16 protein-coding genes and 2 pseudogenes are annotated in these 15725 nt (G+C 71.3%); 10 read left to right on the top strand and 8 right to left on the bottom strand.

Annotated elements, in window-relative coordinates; genetic code table 11:
• Positions 1 to 89: 89 nt before the first annotated feature.
• The 6 genes and pseudogenes from rlmC to ACZZ0J_RS14075 all read right to left on the bottom strand — a co-directional run bounded on the left by rlmC (position 90) and on the right by ACZZ0J_RS14075 (position 4229).
• Positions 90 to 1241 carry a 23S rRNA (uracil(747)-C(5))-methyltransferase RlmC gene (gene rlmC, locus ACZZ0J_RS14100; protein WP_463437450.1) on the bottom strand — a complete coding sequence of 384 codons (1152 nt, stop codon included), beginning with the start codon at positions 1239 to 1241 and terminating at the stop codon, positions 90 to 92.
• A gap of 7 nt (positions 1242 to 1248) precedes the next feature.
• Positions 1249 to 1503, bottom strand: coding sequence for an SMP-30/gluconolactonase/LRE family protein (locus tag ACZZ0J_RS14095; RefSeq protein WP_463437449.1), 255 nt, complete (start codon positions 1501 to 1503; stop codon positions 1249 to 1251).
• A gap of 128 nt (positions 1504 to 1631) precedes the next feature.
• Positions 1632 to 2108, bottom strand: a pseudogene (locus tag ACZZ0J_RS14090) (SMP-30/gluconolactonase/LRE family protein); the annotation flags it as partial.
• A 55-nt stretch (positions 2109 to 2163) separates the two neighbouring features.
• Positions 2164 to 2784: a DedA family protein gene (locus ACZZ0J_RS14085; protein WP_463437448.1), complete on the bottom strand. Its 621-nt coding sequence runs from the start codon at positions 2782 to 2784 to the stop codon at positions 2164 to 2166.
• Between the two features lie 66 nt (positions 2785 to 2850).
• Positions 2851 to 3510 (bottom strand): FadR/GntR family transcriptional regulator, encoded by a 660-nt coding sequence (locus tag ACZZ0J_RS14080; protein WP_214547397.1) that lies wholly within the window; start codon positions 3508 to 3510, stop codon positions 2851 to 2853.
• Positions 3507 to 4229, bottom strand: coding sequence for an SDR family oxidoreductase (locus ACZZ0J_RS14075; RefSeq protein WP_463437447.1), 723 nt, complete (start codon positions 4227 to 4229; stop codon positions 3507 to 3509). Before ACZZ0J_RS14075 ends, ACZZ0J_RS14080 begins: the two co-directional genes overlap by 4 nt.
• Before the next feature lie 30 nt (positions 4230 to 4259).
• On the opposite strand from ACZZ0J_RS14075, the gene ACZZ0J_RS14070 reads away from it, so the two are divergent.
• Positions 4260 to 5036 (top strand): SDR family NAD(P)-dependent oxidoreductase, encoded by a 777-nt coding sequence (locus ACZZ0J_RS14070; RefSeq protein ID WP_463437446.1) that lies wholly within the window; start codon positions 4260 to 4262, stop codon positions 5034 to 5036.
• A 4-nt stretch (positions 5037 to 5040) separates the two neighbouring features.
• Here the strand turns inward: ACZZ0J_RS14070 and ACZZ0J_RS14065 are convergent, their stop codons facing one another.
• Positions 5041 to 5448, bottom strand: coding sequence for a MarR family winged helix-turn-helix transcriptional regulator (locus ACZZ0J_RS14065; protein WP_194648990.1), 408 nt, complete (start codon positions 5446 to 5448; stop codon positions 5041 to 5043).
• A gap of 81 nt (positions 5449 to 5529) precedes the next feature.
• On the opposite strand from ACZZ0J_RS14065, the gene ACZZ0J_RS14060 reads away from it, so the two are divergent.
• The 9 genes and pseudogenes from ACZZ0J_RS14060 to ACZZ0J_RS14020 all read left to right on the top strand — a co-directional run bounded on the left by ACZZ0J_RS14060 (position 5530) and on the right by ACZZ0J_RS14020 (position 14207).
• Positions 5530 to 6474 carry a zinc-binding dehydrogenase gene (locus tag ACZZ0J_RS14060; RefSeq protein WP_463437445.1) on the top strand — a complete coding sequence of 315 codons (945 nt, stop codon included), beginning with the start codon at positions 5530 to 5532 and terminating at the stop codon, positions 6472 to 6474.
• A gap of 109 nt (positions 6475 to 6583) precedes the next feature.
• Positions 6584 to 8752 (top strand): proton-conducting transporter transmembrane domain-containing protein, encoded by a 2169-nt coding sequence (locus ACZZ0J_RS14055; RefSeq protein ID WP_463437444.1) that lies wholly within the window; start codon positions 6584 to 6586, stop codon positions 8750 to 8752.
• Positions 8641 to 9300 (top strand): annotated as a pseudogene (mbhE, locus tag ACZZ0J_RS14050) (hydrogen gas-evolving membrane-bound hydrogenase subunit E); the annotation flags it as partial. The gene ACZZ0J_RS14055 and the pseudogene mbhE, both read left to right, overlap by 112 nt.
• Positions 9301 to 9490: 190 nt before the next feature.
• Complete coding sequence (locus ACZZ0J_RS14045) at positions 9491 to 9943, top strand: Na(+)/H(+) antiporter subunit C (protein WP_111085885.1); 453 nt, start codon at positions 9491 to 9493, stop codon at positions 9941 to 9943.
• Positions 9940 to 11631 carry a Na+/H+ antiporter subunit D gene (locus ACZZ0J_RS14040; RefSeq protein WP_111085886.1) on the top strand — a complete coding sequence of 564 codons (1692 nt, stop codon included), beginning with the start codon at positions 9940 to 9942 and terminating at the stop codon, positions 11629 to 11631. Before ACZZ0J_RS14045 ends, ACZZ0J_RS14040 begins: the two co-directional genes overlap by 4 nt.
• On the top strand, positions 11628 to 12212 hold the full coding sequence (locus ACZZ0J_RS14035; protein WP_123294606.1) for a Na+/H+ antiporter subunit E: 585 nt from the start codon (positions 11628 to 11630) through the stop codon (positions 12210 to 12212). The genes ACZZ0J_RS14040 and ACZZ0J_RS14035 overlap by 4 nt, the downstream gene beginning before the upstream one ends.
• Entirely contained in the window at positions 12209 to 12553 is a 345-nt protein-coding gene (locus tag ACZZ0J_RS14030; RefSeq protein ID WP_463437443.1) for a monovalent cation/H+ antiporter complex subunit F, read from the top strand. The genes ACZZ0J_RS14035 and ACZZ0J_RS14030 overlap by 4 nt, the downstream gene beginning before the upstream one ends.
• Positions 12554 to 12558: 5 nt before the next feature.
• The gene (mnhG, locus tag ACZZ0J_RS14025) at positions 12559 to 12906 is read left to right on the top strand and encodes a monovalent cation/H(+) antiporter subunit G (RefSeq protein WP_463438188.1); all 348 of its coding nucleotides are present in this window, start codon (positions 12559 to 12561) and stop codon (positions 12904 to 12906) included.
• 68 nt (positions 12907 to 12974) lie between these two features.
• Complete coding sequence (locus tag ACZZ0J_RS14020) at positions 12975 to 14207, top strand: ATP-binding protein (RefSeq protein WP_463437442.1); 1233 nt, start codon at positions 12975 to 12977, stop codon at positions 14205 to 14207.
• 55 nt (positions 14208 to 14262) lie between these two features.
• Here ACZZ0J_RS14020 and ACZZ0J_RS14015 read toward each other — a convergent pair whose 3' ends face one another.
• Positions 14263 to 15528: an MFS transporter gene (locus tag ACZZ0J_RS14015; RefSeq protein WP_250900153.1), complete on the bottom strand. Its 1266-nt coding sequence runs from the start codon at positions 15526 to 15528 to the stop codon at positions 14263 to 14265.
• Positions 15529 to 15725 lie beyond the last annotated feature (197 nt).

Raw genomic sequence — 15725 nt, 5'->3', positions numbered from 1 at the left:
CGCCTCGATGCCCATGGCCATGGTCATCGACCCGTACCCGGGTACGTCACCTTGGCAATTCCCTGGCAATGACGGCCAGCAGGCCCGGATCACGCCCGCGACAGCAGCGTGACGGCCTCGAGATGGCCGGTCTGGGGGAACATGTCGAGCACACGCGCGCGGCGCAGCCGGAACGAGGGCATGCGCGCGAGGTCCTTCGCCAGGGTCACCGGGTTGCAGCTCGAGTAGACGACGTGCTGCACGTCGGATTCCTCGAGCCAGGTCGACAGCGCCTCGCCGATCCCGCGTCGTGGCGGGTTCACCAGGACGAGCTCGGGCACCGTGTCGGGTCGGGCGCGGAGTGCGTGCTCGGTGGCGTCGTCGGCGGCGAACCGGAGCCCCTCGAGCCCGGCCTCGCGCGCGGACTGCTTCGCCGAACGGATCGCCTCGGCACTCGTCTCGATGCCCGTCACCGCTCGTCCCGGTCGCGCAGCGTGCAGGGCGAACCCGCCCACGCCGCAGTACAGGTCCCACATCGACGCCGGGTCGAGCTCGTCGATCCACGCCGAGGCCTGCGCGTACAGCTCGGTGGCGACGACGGTGTTGGTCTGGAAGAAGCTCTGCGGCCGCAGGTGCATCGTGATCCCGCCGAGGCGCATCGGCAGCGTCTCCTGCTCGGTGAGCACGATCTCCCGGTCGCCCTCGGTCACGGCCTTGTGCTCGGGCAGCAGGTTCGCCGTGACGACCACCACGTTCGGCAGGGCGTCGCGCAGCACATCGAGGTACTGCCGGATCCGAGCCACCTGCCCTTCGGACCGCAGGACGAACCGCACCATGAGTTCGCCGTCGGGCGACTCGGTGACCAGGACGTACTTCAGCTCGCCGCGTCGGGCAGCGACGTCGTACGGGATCAGCCCCGCGGTCTGGACGAAGTCGGCGAGCAGGGGCAGCGCGTGTCGGATGCCGGGCGTGCAGATCCCGCAGTGCCGCAGGTCGACGCCGCGCTGCCGGTGGTCGAGGATGCCGACGGTCGGGTGCTCGGTCGAGCCGCCGACCACCATCTTCGCCTTGTTCCGGTACCCGGACTCGGGGCTCGTGATCGCCGGTGCCCATGTGACGGCTCCGGGGCCACCGGCCGCCTCGACGGCGTCGTGCAGGAGCTCGCGGGTGCGGAGCTCCTTGTCGAGGACCTGGTCGGCGTAGGGCTGCCCCATGAGCGTGCACGACCGGCACACCCCGCGGTCGAAGTAGTCGCACTGCATGGCCGAGTCAGGATACGGCAGCGTCCCGCGTCGTCGTGGCGATCCGGTAGACCGACGTCGTCGCCGTCAGGAACAGCGTCGTGCCGTCGCCGCCGCCGAAGCACAGGTTCGACGTCACCTCGGGGACGGCCACCTCGCCGATCCGCTCGCCGGAGGGGTCGAACACCACGACGCCGCGGTGCGACGAGGACCACACGTTGCCGTGCACGTCGACCCGGATGCCGTCCGGTGCGCCCTCGCCCGGCTCGAGTCGCGCGAACACCCGGCCGTTCTTGAGCAGGTCGCCGCCGTCACCGCGGCGGTCGTAGGCGCGGATGACCGGTTCGTCCCCGATGAACTCGCGATGTAGAGGACCTGCTCGGACGGGTCGAAGGCCAGGCCGTTCGGCTCGTCGACGTCGGTCGCGACGGGGCGCAGGTCCTCACCGGACGGTCCGCACCGGAACGTCCAGTGGTCGCCGTACTCGCGCACGCCAGGGTGCCCTTCGCGCGGCTGGGTGATGCCGTAGGCCGGGTCGGTGAACCACACGCTGCCGTCCCGGGCGACGACGACGTCGTTCGGCGAGTTGAACCGCCCGCCGGCCCAGGCGTCGACGATCGGCGTGACGACGCCGTCGCGGTCCCGCTCCACCCGCCGGAGCCCGTGCGAGCACTGGACGACGCTGCCGTCGCGGTCGAGGGTCCGGCCGTTGGTGAACTCGACGCCCTCGGCGTACGTGGAGGTCTCGCCGGAGTCGGCGTGCCACTGCAGGATCCGGTCGCCGGGGATGTCCGACCAGCGCAGGGTGCGGGACGACGGGATCCAGCAGGGTCCCTCGGCCCAGGTGCTGCCGGTGGCGATGCGCTCGAGCGCGTCAGGGTCCGGCACGAGGTCGTCGAGCAGCACGGGTTCTCCTTCGAACGGTGTACCCACCCTACGTTCGTCAGGCCGCGGCCGCCGCCTCGCTGCGTCGCCGCACGGCCTTCTCGATCGCCGAGACCGCGAGGCCGAGCAGGATCGACGCCACGACCGCGAGTGTCGTGACCAGGAAGGGCTGCTCGCGACTCCAGCGCCCGGTGGCCGCCGCGATGCCGACGCAGTACGCGGCCCACACGACGTCGGCGAGCACACAGCTGACGAGGAACCGCCGAACGTCGAGCCCGCTGTCCGCGCCGACCAGGTTCGTCGTCAGCCGGCCCATCGGGATGAAGCGTCCGAGGACCGCGATGCGCCCGGGAGCCGCGCGGTAGCGGCCGTCGATGGCGTCCCGGGCCTTGCGGACCTTCGGACGCGCGAACCACGACCTCGAGCCGAGGTCGACCGAGCGCGCCAGGTGGTACAGCCCGAGGTCGCCGAGGACCATGCCGATCGAGGCCGCGGCGACGAGGACGAGGACCGGCAGGAGGCCGCCGTCACCGCCCACCAGGAGTGTGCCGACCGCGACGACGAGCGCCTGGCTGGGGAGGAAGACCGCGACACTGCCGACGGCGAGCACGAGGCCGACCACGACGAACGTCCACGGGGTGCCGATGAGCTGGACGACCAGGTCCTGTGCTGCGTCCACGCTCACCCTCCACGGGCGCCGGAGGAGCGCACCGGACTCCATCTTCCCAGGTCGGCGGGGCCCCGCTCACGTGCGCTCGACGATCGCCCGCATCGCTGCGGCCGCGGCGTCCGGGTGACCGTCGAGGACGGCATCGGCGAGCGCGATGTGCAGGCCGACGTCGTGCCGGTCCGGACGGAGGCTCCCGCGTTCGCGCAGCACCTGGCCCACGACGCGGTGCAGCCGTCGGTACAGCGCGTTGTCGGACAGGTCGAGCACGAGCGCGTGGAGCCGCACGTCGGCGGCCACGAAGTCGAGGCGGTCGTCGCGGGCCGCTGCGGCGGCGAGCTCGTCCGCGGTGGTGCGGAGCGCCTCCCGTCGGTCCGCGCACTCGTCGAGCGGCGCCCGCCGGGCTGCGGCGGCGGCGGCGGCGGGTTCGACCGCCGCGCGGAGTTCGCGGAGCTCGACCGCCACGCGGTCACCGTCCGGGCCCCGGAGGCGCCACCGCACGACGCGCGGATCCAGGACGTCCCATTCGCTCACACCGAGGACGGTGACGCCGACGCGGCGCCGCGCGGTGAGCAGGCCGAGGGCGACGAGGACGCGGACGGCCTCACGGACGATGCTCCGACTGGCGCCCGTGCGGACGGCGAACCCGTCGATGCTGTCCCGGTGTCCGGCGGGCAGGCCGCTGGTGACGATCGCTCCGCCGAGTTCGTCGACGACGCGGTCGAACGTGCTGGTCACCGTTGGGACACCGGGCTGACCACGAGCTCGTCGACGCGCATGGACGACGGCGCCTCGAGCACGAACGACACCGCACGGGCGATGTCCTCCGGCTGCAGCATCACCGATCGTGCGGCGGCGTCGGGTACCGACGGCCGCTGGTCGAGGAAGTCGGTCGCGACGTCACCGGGGCACAGGTGCGTCGCCCGGACCCCGTGGTGAGCCTCCTGCTGGTTGAGGCTCCGGACGACCGAACCGAGCGCGGTCTTCGAGGCGGAGTACGCGACGCCGGCACCGGGCTGGAAGGACCACCCGGCGTAGGACGACACCACGACGACCACGCCGCCGGACTCGCGCAGCGCAGGCAGTGCGGCGTCGACGACCGTGACCACCGCGGTGAGGTTCGTGTCGACGATCGCGCGGAAGTCCGGCAACGACTGGTCGTCCCACCGGCGCCGCGGTGCGTTCAGCCCGGCGGCGAGCACGACCGCGTCGAGTCGTCCGAACCGCTCGAGCACGGCGTCCCGCGCAGACGCGACGGCAGCGGGATCGGCAGCGTCGAGGGGCAGGACCTCCGCCGTGCCGCCGGCGGCCGTGATCGTCGCAGCGACCTGCTCGAGCCGGTCCACGCGACGCCCGCTCAGGACCACCGTCCACCCGTCTCGCGCAGCAGCCTCGGCACTCGCGGCACCCATGCCGCTGCCGCCGCCGGTGACCCAGAGCACACGCTGATCCGTCATGCTCGAATAGTATGCCTATTGCGGTCATCGATGATCCGCACCGACGACAGGAGCGACGATGCACCTCGACCTGACCGACCGCGTGGTGGTCGTGACCGAGCAGCACGCGGGATCGGGCGCACGCTCGCCGACCGCTTCGTCGCCGAGGGCTGCCGCGTCGTCGCCCTCGACCTGGCCTTCGAGCCCGACTTCCCGCTCGACCACGTCGTGTGCAACGTCGCCGACCCGGAGTCGGTCCGGGCCGCCGTCGACGAGGTCGTCACCCGCCACGGCACGATCGACGTGCTCGTGAACAACGCCGGCATCAACGTCGAGGGCACCGTCGCCGAGCTGCAGTGGGACGCCTGGCGCCGGTGCATGGACGTCAACCTCGGCGGCACCTTCCTGATGAGCCAGGCCGTCGCGCCGGTGATGCAGGCCGCGGGCCGGGGGCGGATCATCAACGCCGCCTCGTTCGCCGCCATCGTGCCGAGTGTCGGCAGCGCTGCCTACGCGGCGTCCAAGGCTGCGGTCGTCTCGTTCACCCGGGTGCTGGCGTCGGAGCTCGGCCCGTGGGGCATCACCGTCAACGCGTACGCGCCGGGCATGGTCCCGACGGCGATGAACGGATTCGCGACCATGCCGACCGAGGCCCAGGACCGCCTGCTCGACACCCTGTCGCTGCGCCGGTGGGAGACCGCGGACGACGTCGCCGACCTGCTCGTCTTCGTGGCGAGCGACGCCTCGGGCTACATCACCGGCACCCTGCTCGACGTCTCCGGCGGCAAGCTCGCGACGCAGATCCCGGCACGAGCGCACGGCCGCTGAGGACTCAGCGCAGCATCTGCTCCAGGAGCACGCGCAGCTGCCGCCGGTCCCGCTCCGGCAACCGAGCGGTGAGCGGCAGCAGTGCATCGCGGATCGCACCCTCGAGCGAGCGCGCCACCTCGAGACCGGCGTCGGTGATCACGACGTCCACCGCGCGGGCGTCGTCCGTGTTCGGCTGCCGTGCGAGCAACCCCTTCTTCTCCGCGCGCGCCACCAACCCGGTCATCGTCGACTTCTCGAGCCCCAGGTACTGCGCCAGGTCACCGATCCGCAGACGACGGTCGCGCAGGATCGCGAGGACCCGCAGCTGCGTCAGTGACAGCCCCGCATCGGCCGCGAGCCCGGTCAGCGGACCCATCGTCCGGAAGGCGGCTTCGCCCAGGGCATCGACGAGCTGCTCGTCCTCGGTCATCTCCTGCACGGCTCCAGCCTAGTTGACGAACTTCGTGATGCGAACTACTTTGTTCGTGACACGAAGCAATTGGAGGACACCATGCACGCAGCAGTCGTCACCGAGTTCGGCCACGCCCCGACCTGGCAGGAGTTCGGCGAACCGACTCCCGGACCCGGCGAGGTCGTCGTCGACGTCGTCGCGGCCGGGCTCCACCCGCGGGTCCGGTCGCAGGCCGACGGTTCGCACTACACCAGCGAGGGCGCGCTCCCCCTGGTCCCCGGCGTCGACGGCGTCGCCCGGTTCCCCGACGGCACGCTGCGCTACGTCGCCGTCGCGAGCGACACCCGCGGCACCATGGCCGAGCGCGTCGCGGTCGACCCACGGGCGAGCGTCGTGCTGCCCGACGGTGCCGACCCGGTCACCGTGGCAGCCGGCGTGAACCCGGTGCTGTCGTCGTGGGTGGCCCTGCGCCGGCGGATCGACTTCGCCCCGGGCAGCCGCGTCCTCGTGCTCGGCGCGACCGGGGCCTCGGGCACCGCGGCGGTGCAGGTGGCGAAGCACCTCGGCGCCTCTCACGTGGTCGCGAGCGGTCGCGACGCCGGTCGACTCGCGACGCTGACCGGGATCGGTGCGGACGTGGTCGTGCCGCTCGGGGATGCCGAGGCGGTGGCCGTTGCAGCCGCCGACGTCGACGTGGTCATCGACTACGTCTGGGGCCAGCCCGCCGCCGACGTCATGCGCGCCGTCGTCACCGCGCGCGCCGACCGCGGACGCCGGCTCGACTGGATCGCGATCGGTTCCACCGCAGGCCACGAGGCGACGATCCCGTCCGCGGCACTGCGCGCCTCGGGCCTGACGATCGTCGGCAGCGGGCAGGGATCGGTCGGTCGCGCCGGCTTCGTCGCCGAGCTGCCGGGCATCGTCGGTGCGATCGCGGACGGCACCGTCCGGGTGGATGCGACGGCCGTGCGGTTGGCGGACGTCGAGGCGACGTGGGCCGGACAGCCCGCCGGGAGCACGGGCAGAGTGGTGTTCACAGTGTGAACCGAGCGCGAGCATGCTGTCCGGTCGCACAGGTTCTCCACATCCCACTCTTCGTAGGCTGTGAGGGCCCAGTGAGCCGGACTGCAGCCCGACCCCGAGGAGGTGCCCGATGGTCCTCGTCCTCGTCGCGTTCGCGATCGTCGCCCTGATCGTCCCCGCCCTGACCCCCGTCCTCGGCCGCCGCGTGTTCTACGTCGCTGCCCTTGCGCCCGCAGCCGCCGCCGTGCTGACGGTGCTGCAGACGGACGCAGCCCTGCACGGCAGCGTCGTCGAACGGCACCGGTGGGTCCCGCAGCTCGACCTCGAGATCACGCTGCGGATGGACGCCCTGTCGTGGGTGCTCGCGCTCGTCGTGTCGATCGTCGGGGCCCTCGTGCTCGTCTACTGCGCCTCGTACTTCGGGCGCGACGAACCCGGGATCGGCCGGTTCGCGGGCGTGCTGACCGCGTTCGCCGGGTCGATGTTCGGGCTCGTCCTCGCCGACGACGTCATCGTGCTCTTCGTCCTGTGGGAAGCCACCACGGTCTTCTCGTACCTGCTCATCGGACACGACGCCGACAAGCGTGCGAGCCGTGCAGCCGCGATGCAGGCCCTCGTCGTCACCACCGCCGGCGGTCTGGCGATGCTCGCCGGTCTGGTCATGCTGTCGGTCGCGGCGGGCACGACCTCGCTCTCCGGCATCATCGCTGCCCCGCCGACCGGACCGATCGTCACCGTCTCGGTGGTCCTCGTCCTGCTCGGCGCGCTGACGAAGTCGGCGATCGTGCCGTTCCACTTCTGGTTGCCGGCGGCGATGGCCGCTCCGACCCCGGTCAGCGCCTACCTGCACGCCGCAGCGATGGTGAAGGCCGGCATCTACCTCGTGGCCCGGCTCGCTCCGGCGTTCGCACTGCTCGACGGCTGGCGCGAGACGATCACCGTGCTCGGTGTCCTCGGCATGCTCATCGGTGGCTACCGAGCGCTCCGCCAGACCGACCTCAAGCTCCTGCTCGCCTACGGCACCGTCGCGCAGCTCGGGTTCCTCGTGCTCGCCGCCGGGTGGGGCGCGCCCGCGGTGGCGCTCGGCGGGATCGCCCTGCTCGTGGCGCACGCCGCGTTCAAGTCCACGCTCTTCCTCGTCGTCGGCGCGATCGACCACACCACCGGCACCCGCGACCTCGGGCGCCTGAGCGGCCTCGGCCGGAAGGCACCGTGGCTGGCCGTCGTCGCCGCCCTCGCGCTCGTGTCGATGGCCGGCATCCCGCCGACGATCGGCTTCGTCGCGAAGGAAGCCGTGCTGACCGGCTTCACCGAGTCACTGCACGGTCCCGACGCCGGCTGGGCCTGGTTCGCCCTCGTCGGTGTGACGCTCGGCTCGGTGCTCACCGTGGCGTACTCGCTCCGCTTCTTCTGGGGAGCGTTCGCCCGCAAGCCCGAGGTCGCCCAGACGGAACCGCACGCCCTGCACGGCCTGGGTGTGGTGCCGTCGATCCTGGCACTGACCGGTCTCGCCCTCGGCCTGCTGACCCCGGTGGTCGCGCACGGCATCGAGCCCGCCGCGACGGTGGCTGCGCTCCCCGGCGAGGAAGTCCCACACCTCGCGCTCTGGCACGGCCTCGAACCGGCGCTCGGCATCTCGGCCGTCACCCTGGTCGGCGGTCTCGCGCTGTTCGCCCTCCGACGTCCGGTCGAGGCACTGCAGCACCAGCTCGCCGGGTTCCCGAGCGCCTCGGGCACCTACCGGCACCTCATGCGCGGCCTCGACCGGTTCGCGACGGGCCTGACCGCCGGTGTCCAGCGGGGTTCGCTCCCCTACTACCTGACGGTGATCCTGTCGGTGTTCGTCGCGGGTGCGCTCGCGAACCTCGTGCTCGGCGGGCCGTGGGAGTTCCACGTCCGGTTCTCGGACTCGTGGGGACAGATCCCGGTCGTCATCGTGATGTCCGTCGGCGCCATCGCCGTCCTCACCGCGAAGACCCGGTTCGCCGCCGCCGTCCTGGTGGGCGTGACCGGCTACGGGATGTCCGTCCTGTTCGTCCTGCACGGCGCGGTCGACCTCGCCCTCACGCAGCTCGTGGTCGAGACCGTGACCCTCATCGCATTCGTCCTGGTGCTCCGGCGGCTCCCCCGCGCATCGCGACGACGAACCCGAGCCGGTTCCGCATCGTCCGTGCGCTCTTCGCGGGCCTGGCCGGCCTCACACTCGCGATCGTCGTCATCGTCGCGGCCTCGGCGCGCACCGCCGACCCGATCTGGCCGGACCTGCCGGCGCTCACGAGCTCGTTCGGGCACGGCCTGAACGTCGTGAACGTCGCCCTCGTCGACCTGCGCGGCTGGGACACCCTCGGTGAACTCACCGTCGTCGTCGCCGCGGCCACGGGCGTCGCGAGCCTCATCTTCGTGAACTCCCGCGAGGACACGCTGCCCCGGCTCCGTGACCTGCCGGAGAAGCTCACCGCCGACGGCCAGCGCACCGACGGCGAGCCGCGCGCCTGGCTGCCGACGAGCGCCGCCATCCCGACCGGCCGCTCGGCACTCCTCGACGTCGTGGTCCGACTGCTGTTCCACGGGCTCATCGTCCTGTCGGTGTACCTGCTGTTCGCCGGGCACAACGCGGCCGGCGGCGGCTTCGCCGGTGGCCTCGTCGCCGGCATCGCGCTGGCGGCCCGCTACCTGGCGGGTGGCCCGGCCGAACTCGGCGCCGCCGCCCCGGTCCGTGCCGGTCGACTGCTCGGACTCGGTGTCGCGACGGCAGCGATCACCGCGATCGTGCCGCTGTTCTTCGGTCGCGAAGCCCTGTACTCCGAGTTCTTCGAGGCGACCGTCCCGATCCTCGGCCACGTCGAGTTCGTCACCGCCACGTTCTTCGACATCGGCGTGTACCTGGTCGTCGTCGGCCTGGTGCTCGACGTCCTCCGCAGCCTCGGCGCCGAGGTGGACCGGCAGCGCCTCGAGGATGCCGGGGCGCCTACCCGCGACACCACCGAGGGGTCGGTCCGCGACACCCTCGAGGCCCCCACCCCGGAAGGAGCGCCACATGACCGTCACCCTCGTCCTCGTGATCGCGATGGCCGTGCTGTTCTCCTGCGGCGTCTACCTGCTGCTCGAACGGTCCCTGACCCGGATGCTGCTCGGCTTCCTGCTGCTCGGCAACGCCCTGAACCTGCTCCTGCTGGTGATGTCGGGCGCCGCCGGCAACCCGCCGATCGGCAAGTCCTCCGAGGGCATCACCGACCCACTCCCCCAGGCCTTCGCCCTGACCGCGATCGTCATCACCTTCGCCGTCAGCGCGTTCCTGCTCGCCCTCATCCACCGCTCGTGGCAGCTGTCCCGTGCCGACGAGGTCGAGGTCGACGAAGCCGACGTCGCCATCGGCCGCACACGCGACGACCCCGACGACGACCCGGAAGCCGACTTCGACCCGAAGTCCCCCGAGGACGCCGACGATCCGCACGAACACCAACCGCACCAGGACGGAGTGAACCGATGACCTGGCTCGTCCCGCTCCTCGTCCTCGTCCCGCTGCTCGGCGCAGCCGTCGCACTCGGCCTCCTGCGGCACCAGAAGCTCCAGCGAGCGATCACCGTCGTGGTGCTCGTCGTCGCACTCGCCGTCGCCGCGACCCTCATGGTGCTCGTCGACCACCACGGCACCATCGTCGTGCAGGTCGGCGGGTGGGACGCCCCGTACGGCATCTCGCTGGTCGTCGACCGCCTCAGCGCCCTGCTCCTCACGGTGAGCGCCAGCGTGCTGCTCATCGTCCTGCTGTTCTCGATCGGCCAGGGGCTCGCAGCCGACGACGGTGAAGCCCCGGTCACGATCTTCTACCCGACCTACCTCGTGCTGGCCGCGGGCGTGCTCGACTCGTTCATCGCCGGCGACCTGTTCAACCTGTACGTCGCGTTCGAGATGCTGCTCGTGGCGAGCTACGTGCTCATCACCCTGGGCGGCAGCGAGCAGCGGGTCCGGGCCGGCACCACGTACATCGTCACGAGCCTGATCGCGTCGGCGATCTTCCTCGCCGCGATCGGCCTGGTGTACGGCGCGACCGGCACGGTCAACATCGCCCAGATCAGCGAGCGCGTCGCCGAGCTGCCCGAGCACGTGCAGCTGCTCCTGCACACGATGCTGCTCATCGGCTTCGGCATCAAGGCGGCGGTCTTCCCGCTGGCGTTCTGGCTGCCGGACTCGTACCCGACCGCCCCGGCCCCGGTCACGGCCGTCTTCGCCGGTCTGCTGACGAAGGTCGGCATCTACGCGATCATCCGCCTCGAGACGGTGATCTTCCCCGGGCCGCAGTTGAACAACGTGCTGCTCGTGGTGGCGGTGTTGACGATGGTCGTCGGGGTGCTCGGTGCGGTGTCCCAGACCGACGTCAAGCGCCTGCTGTCCTTCACGCTCATCAGCCACATCGGCTTCATGGTGATGGGTGTCGGGCTCGGTACGGTCGCGGGGACGGCGGCTGCGGTCTTCTACACGGTGCACCACATCGTCGTGCAGACCACGTTGTTCCTGGTGTCCGGCCTGATGGAACGCGTCGGGGGGACCACGTCGACCCGGTCGCTCGGCGGGTTGTTGAAGGCCGCGCCGCTGCTGGCCGCGCTGTACCTGATCCCGGCGTTCAACCTGGGCGGCATCCCGCCGTTCTCCGGCTTCATCGGCAAGCTCGGGCTGTTCCGCGCCGCCGCCGAGGACGGCTCCCCGCTGGCGTACGTCACGATCGCCGCCGGCGTGGTCACGTCGCTCCTCACGCTGTACGCGCTGATGCGCGTGTGGGACGCCGCCTTCTGGCGGCCGAAGCCCGCGGCCGAGGCCGCGGCACCGCACGCGACGACCGCCGAACCGCACGCAGCCCTGCGGTCGCCGGAACCCGCCCCCTTGACCGTCTCCGAGGAGACGGGTGAGGCCTTCCACCCAGGAGGCTCGGTGACGGTCACCGACGCACCCCACGCGAGCAGTGCCTCCCGTCCGACCACCGGGTCGACCGAGACGGTCGGCGAAGCGCCGACCAAGGTCCGGCTGCCGCGCATGCTCGTCGGCGTGACGACGGTCGCGGTCCTCGGATCCGTCGCCCTCACGGTGGTCGCCGGCCCGCTCTACGGGTACGCGAGCCGCGCAGCGGAGTCGCTCGAGTCGCCGGACCGGTACGTGCAGGCCGTCCTCGGGGGTGACCGGTGAACACCGACACCCGACACGTCGCGAACGCCCGCCGCATCGCGGTCGCGTGGCGGTACGACGTCCCGCTCGTCGCCGGGCTCACCGTCCTGTGGGCCCTGCTCTGGGGCTCGTGGACGCCACTGACCCTGCTCTGCGGCATCGTGGTGGCGCTCCTCGTCACCCAGGCGCTGCCGCTCCCGCCGGTCCCGCTGTCGGCCCGGTTCTCGATCGTGCACGCCGTCCGGTTCCTCGTCGTGTGGTCCGGACTCGTCATCACGGCGTCGTTCCGGGTCGCCTGGGTCGCGTTCCGGCCGCGGGGTGTCCGCCGCAGCTCCATCACGCTCGTGCAGCTGCACTCCACCGCCGAGATGACCTTCACGCTGGCGACCCTCGCGATCTCGCTGGTGCCCGGCTCGTACGTCGCCGACGTCGACCTACGGCGCAGGCGCCTGCTGCTGCACGTGCTCGACACCGAGCGGGTCGAGCAGGTCGAGGCCGCTCGTCGCGAGGCCCTCGGCATCGAGGCCATGGTCATCCGTGCCCTCGGTTCGAAGCAGGACGTCTCCGAACTGTCCGAACCGCTGCCGGAGGTCACCCGATGAGCGCCGCCGTCGTCGTCATGGGGATCGGCATCGCCCTGGTCCTGGCCCTGCTCGGTGCCACCCTCGCGCTCGCGGTGTTCCGGATCGTGCGCGGCCCGACGATCCTCGACCGGATGATCGGATCGGACATGGTCCTGACGACCGTGCTCGTGGTGATCGCGGCGTCGATGGTGGTCCGGCGCGACCTGACCGGGGTCCCCGTGCTCGTGGTGATCGCGGCGACCAGCGTGTTCGCAACCGTCGCCGTGGCCCGAGCGGTCACGCCGTCGTCGGACCCGTCGGACGAGGGCCTGAGCGTCACCACCCCCGAGCACGCCGCCGAAGAAGAGGAGCAGTCGTGACCGAGATGATCCAGGCGTTCCTCGACGGCGCCGGCGTGCGGGCGTGGATCGCACTCGCCCTGCTGCTCATCGGCTCGCTGCTGTCCCTCGGCGCCGGGGTCGGCATCGTGCGGTTCCCGGACCCGCTCGTCCGCCTGCACGCCATGGCGAAGCCGCAGGTGCTCGGGCTGGCGTTCGCCCTGGCCGCCATCGTCGTCGCGGTGGCGACCTGGACGGCGTTCTGGGTCGTCCTGCCCATCATGGTGTTCCAGCTGTTCCTGGTGCCCGTCTCGACGCACATGATCGCCCGCGCCGGACTGCGGGCGGACGACTACCGGCACGAGGACCTGTTGGTCGACGACACCGAGTCCTGACCCTTTCGGGTGTTATCCCATTTTATCTGCGATGACTAAAGCGAGGTAAATCCGCTAAGGTCTGGCGCATGGACAGCGTGAGGAATCCGTACACGCCGAACGCTGGAGCGACTCCCGAGATCGTTGCGGGACGCTTCGAGCACACCCGCGCCTTCGAAGTGCTCCTCCAGCGGCTCGCCCGCGGGCGTACAGACCAGTCGCTGATCATGACCGGGCTCCGAGGCGTCGGGAAGACGGTACTGCTCAACGAGTTCGCGGAGCTGGCGCGAACGGCGAACTGGGAGGTCGTCGAGCTCGAGGCGAGCAAGCACGACGATGGACAGTTCCGGCAGACGATGGCCTCGCTCCTCCGGTCGGCACTGCTCCAGATCTCTCCACGCAAGCGATGGACGGATCGCGCGCGACGGGCGGCCGAAGTCCTGACCGCCTTCGGCATGTCCGTGGACCACACCGGTACGTGGTCGATGACCTGGGATGTCGAGCCGGCGGAGGGGTTGGCTGATCACGGCGACCTCGCCCTGGACCTGACGGACGTCCTCGTCGCGCTCGGACAGGCTGCGCAGGAACACGGTCGGGGCGTCGCGATCCTCGTGGACGAAGTACAGTTCCTGCGGTCAGCGCAGCTCGAAGCCATGATCCAGGCCCTGCACAAGACAGTCCAGCGCAAGCTCCCGATCACCTTCGTCGGCGCCGGGCTCCCCCAGATCGCCGAGCTCGCTGGCGACGCGAAGTCCTACGCGGAGCGCCTCTTCAGGTTCCCGGAGATCGACTCGCTCGGGGACGACGACGCCAGGGAGGCGCTCATCCGCCCGGCCGAGCTGGAGGAGGCCTCGTTCGCTTCCGACGCCGTCGACCTCGCACTGGAGATCACCAAGGGGTACCCCTACTTCCTCCAGGAGCTCGGATACCAGGCCTGGGAGATCGCCGCTGGTCCGGAGATCACCGCCGACGACATCGACGCCGCTCGCGAGGGGTACCTCACCAAACTGGACCGGTCGTTCTTCCGGGTACGCCTCGACCGCGCGACAGGACTGCAGACGGCCTACCTCCGTGCGATGGCAGAACTCGGGCCGGATGCGCACAAGGCCGCCGACGTGGCTCGCGTCCTCAACCGGGAGTCCACGCAACTCGGGCCGACTCGAGCGGAGCTGATCGACATGGGCCTGCTGTACACCCCCGAACACGGCTACGCAGCATTCACCGTCCCGGACTTCGACCAGTTCATGCTTCGAGCCGTGCCGGACCTCGTGATCCCGGAAGTCCGACGCCGTGCTCGTCGGAACAGCGACGGCGATCTCTGAACGGCGACAGGGATCGGACGCCGAGAAGACCGCGACCGGCCCGGTGCGATCTGCTTCAGGCGGCGGTACGGCGACGCAGCAGCAGGTTGACGACGGCAGCCAGCACGACGACCGCTGCCGAGGCGGCGGGGAGCACCATCGCCGCGGCTGTGCCGTGCTGCTCGGCCAGGTCGCCCGTGATGGCGGAGGCGATCGACTGCCCGACGATCACGGCGGAACCGAGGATCGTCATCGTCGTCGCGGACCGGCCGACCGGTGAGCGGTCCGAACCGAGGCTGTACTGGGCGACCAGGGTCGGGCCGATGCCGACGCCCATGATCGCCAGGACGATGCCGACCGCCACGACGGAGTCGGCCTGCGAGAACGCGATCGCGCCGCCGAGCAGGACGACACCGAACACGAGCCAGCGCCAGCCGAGGCCGAACGACCGCGGGAACGCTGCGGACCCGAGGGCGAGTCCCGCCGAACCGATGCCCATCAGGCCGTAGAGCAGGCCGGCCTGGGACGCCTCGCCGTGGGTCTCCATGAACGCCGTCAGCGACGTCAGGGTCGAGCCGAAGAACAGGCCGATGCCGAGGATCCCGACGACCACGACGACGAGCCGCGGACGCAGGAGTTGGCGCGCCGGGGCCTGGGTCAGTTCCTCGTGCTGCCCGAGCACGAGCTTGCCGGTGGGGTGCAGCGCGAAGGCGGTCACGAACACGAAGGTCAGGGCCGAGGCACCGGCCACGGCGACCCAGGGGGCGATCGCGCTGGCGAGGATGCCGACCAGGAACGGGCCGATGATGAAGACGGTCTCGTCGGCGGCGGACTCGTACGCCATCGTGCCGCTGAGGGTCTTCTCGCGGCGGGCCGGCCGCATGCGCTGCGCGATGATGGCGACGAGCCGGGTACGGGACATCGGCGCGACCTGGGGCGCGGACGCCCCGATGCAGAACGCCATCGCGAGCACGGCCAGGTCCGGCGCGCTGCCGCTGACGACGAAGGGGAACGCGCCGAGCAGCGCCGCGTTGACGAGGCCGACGGGGACGAGCACGGCACGCTGGCCGAACCGGTCCGCGGCGGCGCCGACCATCGGTCCGAACACCGCGGCACCGATGCCGACCGAGGCGGAGTTGACGCCGCCGAGGGCGACGGAGTCACGCGCGGCCACGACGAGGGTGAGGACCCCGACGACCATCATGGCGAACGGCAGGCGGGCGATGAACGCCACCGGGAAGTACCAGCGTCCGGCGAGGGAGACGAGCGAGGCGTCTCCGGCGGTCGCGGTGTCCGTGCGCTCCGGGGCGGGCGCGGACGGGGTGGGACTGGTGTGGAGCATGGGGGGTGTGCCTTCTCGGCCCGGCCCGGTTCGGTGGGGGCGGACCCATCGGGTGCCGCCGTTGTCCGCCGGGGAGCCGGCGGCCGGTAGATACACACTGCGTGTTTCAGAACTGCTTCCATCGTACCAACCGTTCCGGTCGGGGCCAGGGGTAATGCTTCGTCACCGGACCGTCCTGCGGCCCGCTCGGCCCATAT

The organism is Curtobacterium sp. AC272 (assembly GCF_979258155.1).
The sequence above is the reverse complement of the archived record's forward strand: the minus strand, read 5'-3'. Positions and strand labels throughout refer to the sequence as shown.